Below are 5,641 nucleotides of genomic sequence, written 5' to 3'. Positions count from 1 at the left end.
GCTCGTCGATGCCAGACGTCACGTTCCATTCGTTCAGGCCAATCTGATCGGCGTGGTCGAGGATGATCCCGCCCTGGTCGAGCACTGGCGAACCCACCTGATCGACCACGGCGTATGGGCCAACGAACCTGTGCCGCTTTACCCGTATCCGAGTTCGCCCAGCTACCGCGAGCTTTGGGGCGAACCCGACGACCTTGCCTGGGAACGCGCCCATGACCACTACCTCGCATCTTTCCAGAAATTCAGTGACATCCAGGAGAGGCGGCCGCGACCGCTGGCGGAACTGGAGGCGACATGTTGCGGACACTGACGCCGCGCTCGCGGCGCATCCTGATGACCGTCGATGCCGTGGGCGGCGTATGGCGCTATGCCCTTGATCTGGCACGGGAACTTGTGAACGGCGGCGACAGTGTGGTGCTTGCCGGCCTCGGTCCACAACCGTCGAGGCAGCAGGCTGCGGAGGCGGAGGCTTTCACGACGCTGATCTGGTTGAGTACGCCGCCGGATTGGATGACCCGCAACGGCGGCGACCTCGACGCGCTGCCGCGGGAATTGCTTGCGCCCATGCGCGACCACGCCATCGACCTTGTTCATTTCAACGCACCAACGCAGGCGGCGGGATTCGATGCGCCGTGCCCAGCCGTGGTGGTCTCGCATTCCTGCGTGACGACATGGTTCCACGCCGTCAGGAAACAGGCAGTGGATGGCGCATGGGCCTGGCAGAAGGAGCGCAACAGGCGCGGCTTGGATCGGGCCGACGCTGTTATCGTGCCGAGCCGCAGCCATGCCGACATGCTTGAGACCTGCTATGGCCCGATCGCGCGTCTCAGTGTGGTCGGAAATAGTGCCAGTCCGGTGCCGAAGACCGAAAAGCGCCAACCGCTCGTCTTCGCCGCTGCCCGCTGGTGGGACGAGGGCAAGAATGCGGCGGTGATCGACCAGGCCGCGTCGCTGACGCAATGGCCCGTTTTTGCCGCCGGTTCGATGCACGGTCCCAACGGCGGGCGTACCAGCTTCAGCTATGCTGTTCCTCTGGGAGCACTGCCGTCTCACGAGGTGCGCTCCTTGATGGCGCGCGCCGGCATTTTCGTGTCGCCATCAATCTATGAGCCATTCGGTCTGGCCGCGCTGGAAGCTGCCATGTCGGCGACGCCCTTGGTGCTTTCCGACATCGCAACCTATCGCGAACTATGGGACGGGGCCGCGATGTTCTTTCACGCGCGCAATCCCCACGACCTCGCTGCCTGCCTCAATCGTCTCTCCAGCGATGTCGAACTCAGGCGGGAGCTCGGCCAGGCAGCCCTGCGACGAAGCCGCCGGTTTACACTGGCCAGGCAAGCGGCGGCCATGCGAGGCATCTACGACAAGGCGGCCCTGGCCATGGCGGGGCGCTGACCATGCGCTTTCTGTTCTACACCCACTCGGTCGTTTCCGACTGGAACCACGGCAATGCCCATTTCCTGCGCGGTATCATGCGGGAACTGGTCGCGCGCCGGCACCAGGCGGTCGCGCTGGAGCCGTCCGACGGCTGGAGCCGTTCGAACCTGCTGGCTGAGAAGGGATCCTTCGCCATCGAACGCTTCCGCAAGGATTTCCCAGAACTGATGCCGGTGACCTACGATGTCGGGTTCGATCACGAGGCCTGGATCGCTGAGGCCGACGTTGTGATCGTTCATGAGTGGACGGATCCGAAGCTTGTCGCACGTATCGGCCGTGCCCGGGCCGCTGGCGGCAACTTCATCCTTCTGTTTCATGACACCCACCACCGGGCGGTATCGGCGACCGAGGCAATCTCGGCGCTGCGGTTGGAGCACTATGACGGCGTTCTCGCCTTTGGCGAGGCCTTGCGCGAGAGCTATTTGCGCGCCGGCTGGGGCAAGCGCGTCTTCACCTGGCATGAAGCTGCGGACGATCGCCTGTTCAAGCCGCACCCGGAGATCCACCCCACGTCCGATCTGGTCTGGATTGGAAACTGGGGCGACGATGAACGAACCGCCGAACTCAAGGAGTTTCTAATCGAGCCGGTACACGATCTCGGTCTCGAGGCCACCGTGCACGGCGTACGCTACCCCAAGCCCGCACTTGCGGATCTGGCCACCGCCGGACTGCGCTATGACGGATGGATCGCCAATGCCGACGTGCCGAAGGCGTTCGCCGCGCATCGTGTCACCGTCCACATCCCGCGGCGCCCCTATCGTGAGGGTTTGCCTGGAATTCCGACGATCCGCATGTTCGAGGCACTCGCCTGCGGCATTCCGCTGATTTCAGCACCATGGTCCGATGTCGAGCAGCTGTTCAGGCCCGGCGTCGACTTCCTGTTCGCCCACAATGGCTCGCAAATGCGGCAACACCTGCGGGCGGTGTTGGCCGATGCGGATTTCGCGGCTTCCCTGGTGACTTCGGGTCTCGAGACCATCCGCTCGCGGCACACCTGCCAGCACCGCGTCGACGAGTTGTTCGGCGTGCTCACGGAATGCACAACCGAACATACCATCAACAAGACCACCGCAAAGGAAGCCGCCGCATGAAGATGGCATTCTATGGATCGAGCCTTTTGTCGTCCTACTGGAACGGTGCCGCGACCTACTATCGCGGCTTGCTGAAGGCGCTTGCCCAATTGGGCTACGAAATCACCTTCTATGAGCCCGACGTCTACGACCGGCAGAAGAACCGCGACATCGAGGCCCCTGACTGGTGCACAGTGGTCGTTTATGAAGCGACCCAGCACGCGTTGATGCAGGTCGCGGCACGCGCCGCCAGCGCCGACATCGTCGTCAAGGCGAGTGGCGTCGGTTTCGAGGACGAGGCGCTGCTGCGCGCCGTTCTCGACCATGCCCGCAGCGACGCGCTGGTGGTATTCTGGGACGTGGACGCTCCGGCAACCCTTGCCCAGCTGCGCGACGAACCGGACCATCCGCTCCATGGCGCCCTGCAAGAAATCGACCTTGTGCTGACCTATGGCGGCGGCGACCCCGTCGTCTGGGCCTACCGTGCCATGGGGGCGAACGAATGCGTGCCGATTTACAATGCGCTCGATCCCCAAACGCATCACCCGGTCGCCAGCAATGCGCGTTTCGCTTGCGATCTGGCGTTCCTCGGCAACCGGCTGCCGGATCGTGAGGCGCGTGTCGAAGCATTCTTCCTCGATCCCGCAAGCCAGCTGCCGAAACAGCGCTTTCTGCTCGGCGGATCGGGCTGGGGGGACAAGCCGCTTCCCGCCAATGTCGGCTGGCTCGGTCACGTTGGCACCCGCGATCATAATGCCTTCAACGTCACTCCCAAGGCCGTGCTGAACATCAGTCGCGACAGCATGGCCGTAAACGGTTTTTCACCGGCCACGCGTGTCTTCGAGGCGGCCGGCGCCGGTGCCTGCCTCATCACCGACGCATGGCTGGGCGTGGAACTGTTCCTGAAACCAGACGAGGAGATCCTGGTGGCACGGGACGGCGGCGATGTCGCCGAGATCATGCGCTCGCTGACCTCCAGTCGGGCGAAGGCAATCGGCCAGGCCGCACTTTGCCGCGTGCTGGCCGACCATACCTACGCGCTGCGGGCGGACGTGGCCGATGCCGTCTTCAAACGTCATTTCGAGCAGGGGACCGTGGAGGCAGCGGAATGACCAAGCAATTGGACATCGTCTTTCTCGGCCTGTCGCTGTCCTCGTCCTGGGGAAACGGCCACGCCACGACGTTTCGAGGCCTGCTGAAAGGTCTGCACGAACTCGGCCACCGCGTGACCTTTCTGGAGCGAGACGTGCCGTGGTACGCCAACCACCGCGATCTGCGAGATCCGGATTTCTGCGCCTTGCGCTACTACGAAACCACTGCGGAGTTGCAAAGCGACTACGCCCGGTGCCTGGAGCAGGCCGACATTGTCGTCATGGGCTCCTTCGTGCCGGAAGGGCGCGTGGTCATCGACATCGTCGCTTCATTTTGCAAAGGGCGCTTCTGCTTCTACGACATCGACACGCCGGTAACCGTGGCGCAGCTTTCAGCCGATGATTGCGATTACCTGAGCTGGCGGCAGATTCCGTATTTTGATGTCTACTTCTCGTTCACCGGCGGGCCGATGCTTGGCCGTCTGGTGGAGGAGTTCGGCGCGCGCCGCGCCGAACCGCTCTACTGCTCGGTCGACCCGGAACGGCACCACCGGACCGGCGATCCGATCCGCTGGGATCTCGGCTATCTCGGCACCTACAGTGCCGACCGGCAGGCAACGCTGAACGCGCTGCTGCTCGAACCAGCACGGCGTATGCCGGACCGCCGTTTCGTCGTAGCCGGCTCGCAATACCCATCCGACATCACCTGGCCGGACAATGTCGAACGCATCGAACATTTGCCGCCGGCCGATCATGCCGCGTTCTACAGCCGTCAGCGTTACACGCTGAACGTCACACGCAGTTCCATGATCGCTGCCGGATGGTCACCCAGTGTGCGCCTGTTCGAAGCGGCTGCTTGCGGCACGCCCATCATCAGCGATCGCTGGCCAGGGCTCGACAGCTTCTTTCCCGCATCGGCGATTCACAACGCCGGGGAAACGGACGATGTCATCGAAATCCTCTTCGGCGAGTCCGAGCGCACACGCCTCGCCATGGCCCGCCGGGCCCGCGAACGCGTCCTCGCATCCCACACCGGTGCGGCCAGAGCGCGCGAATTCGTGACGGCGTTGACACAGCCAAGGGCGGCGGCCCTCGATTTCGACATCGGAAGCGCAGCATGACCGGCATACAGGAGAAAACGACGATGCGACAAAAAAGAAACGCGCAAAGGGCAAAGGCAGTGCTTGTCGCCGGCGGTGCGGGATTCCTCGGTTCGCATCTTTGCGAAGCATTGCTCCGCGATGGCTGGCGCGTGATCTGCGCCGACAATTTCCTGACAGGGCGCATGGAAAACATCATCTCGATCATGGATCAGCCGGGTTTCCGATTGATCGAGCAGGACATCTGCCGGCCATTGGATCTCGGCGAGCCCGTGGATCGCATCTACAACCTGGCATGCGCTGCCTCGCCGCCGCGTTACCAGGCCGACCCGATACACACCACGCGAACCTGCGTGATCGGCACGCTCAACCTGCTCGAACTCGCTGTCCGATATGACGCGCGGCTGCTACAGGCCTCGACGAGCGAAGTGTATGGCGATCCGGAGCAACATCCCCAGAGGGAGGACTATGTTGGCCATGTGAACTGCACAGGCCCGCGCGCCTGCTACGACGAGGGCAAGCGCACTGCCGAAACGCTTTGCTTCGACTATCTTAGAGCCGGCAAAGCCGACGTGCGCGTCGCGCGCATCTTCAACACCTACGGTCCGAGAATGGATCCGGCGGATGGCCGCATCGTCTCAAACCTGATCATGCAGGCGTTAGAAAAACGTCCTCTGACGATCTTCGGCGACGGCTTGCAAACGCGGTCCTTCTGCTATGTCTCCGATCAGATCGATGGATTGAGGCGACTGATGGACATCGACCCCAATCCGGGCAAGCCGGTCAATCTGGGCAATCCCGGAGAATTCACCATCGTGCGACTGGCGGCGCTGGTGAAGGCGATGACCGGCACCAAATCGGATTTGAGATTTCTGCCGCTGCCGCAAGATGATCCTCGGCGCAGGCAGCCCGATATTTCGCGTGCAAAAGCGCTGCTCGGCTG

The 5,641-nt window shown here is 63.1% G+C and carries 5 protein-coding genes and 1 pseudogene; all 6 read left to right on the top strand.

All coding sequences use genetic code 11. The features are described from left to right. A pseudogene (locus EN964_RS22455) lies at nucleotides 1–310 on the top strand (B12-binding domain-containing radical SAM protein); the annotation flags it as partial. Beyond that, nucleotides 295–1,395: a glycosyltransferase family 4 protein gene (locus EN964_RS22450; RefSeq protein WP_127270575.1), complete on the top strand. Its 1,101-nt coding sequence runs from the start codon at nucleotides 295–297 to the stop codon at nucleotides 1,393–1,395. The pseudogene EN964_RS22455 and the gene EN964_RS22450, both read left to right, overlap by 16 nt. A gap of 2 nt (nucleotides 1,396–1,397) precedes the next feature. After that, nucleotides 1,398–2,528 (top strand): glycosyltransferase, encoded by a 1,131-nt coding sequence (locus EN964_RS22445; protein ID WP_127268453.1) that lies wholly within the window; start codon nucleotides 1,398–1,400, stop codon nucleotides 2,526–2,528. After that, nucleotides 2,525–3,619: a glycosyltransferase gene (locus tag EN964_RS22440; RefSeq protein ID WP_127268454.1), complete on the top strand. Its 1,095-nt coding sequence runs from the start codon at nucleotides 2,525–2,527 to the stop codon at nucleotides 3,617–3,619. The genes EN964_RS22445 and EN964_RS22440 overlap by 4 nt, the downstream gene beginning before the upstream one ends. After that, nucleotides 3,616–4,719, top strand: a complete 1,104-nt coding sequence (locus EN964_RS22435) for a glycosyltransferase (RefSeq protein WP_127268455.1) — start codon at nucleotides 3,616–3,618, stop codon at nucleotides 4,717–4,719. Before EN964_RS22440 ends, EN964_RS22435 begins: the two co-directional genes overlap by 4 nt. A 23-nt stretch (nucleotides 4,720–4,742) precedes the next feature. Next, on the top strand, nucleotides 4,743–5,641 hold an 899-nt coding region (locus EN964_RS22430; protein WP_164775931.1), incomplete at its 3' end, for a UDP-glucuronic acid decarboxylase family protein.

The sequence above is a fragment of the Mesorhizobium sp. M7A.F.Ca.CA.001.10.2.1 genome (assembly GCF_003998575.1).
Taxonomy (GTDB): Bacteria; Pseudomonadota; Alphaproteobacteria; order Rhizobiales; family Rhizobiaceae; genus Mesorhizobium.
Note: the sequence above shows the minus strand (reverse complement) of the source record. Positions and strands in the feature narration are given on the sequence as shown.

Excerpts from the sequence above, each read along its gene's own strand:
- EN964_RS22435 (WP_127268455.1), top strand. The coding sequence starts at position 3,616 with ATGACCAAGCAATTGGACATCGTCTTTCTCGGCCTGTCGCTGTCCTCG.
- EN964_RS22450 (WP_127270575.1), top strand. The coding sequence starts at position 295 with ATGTTGCGGACACTGACGCCGCGCTCGCGGCGCATCCTGATGACCGTC.
- EN964_RS22445 (WP_127268453.1), top strand. The coding sequence starts at position 1,398 with ATGCGCTTTCTGTTCTACACCCACTCGGTCGTTTCCGACTGGAACCAC.
- EN964_RS22440 (WP_127268454.1), top strand. The coding sequence starts at position 2,525 with ATGAAGATGGCATTCTATGGATCGAGCCTTTTGTCGTCCTACTGGAAC.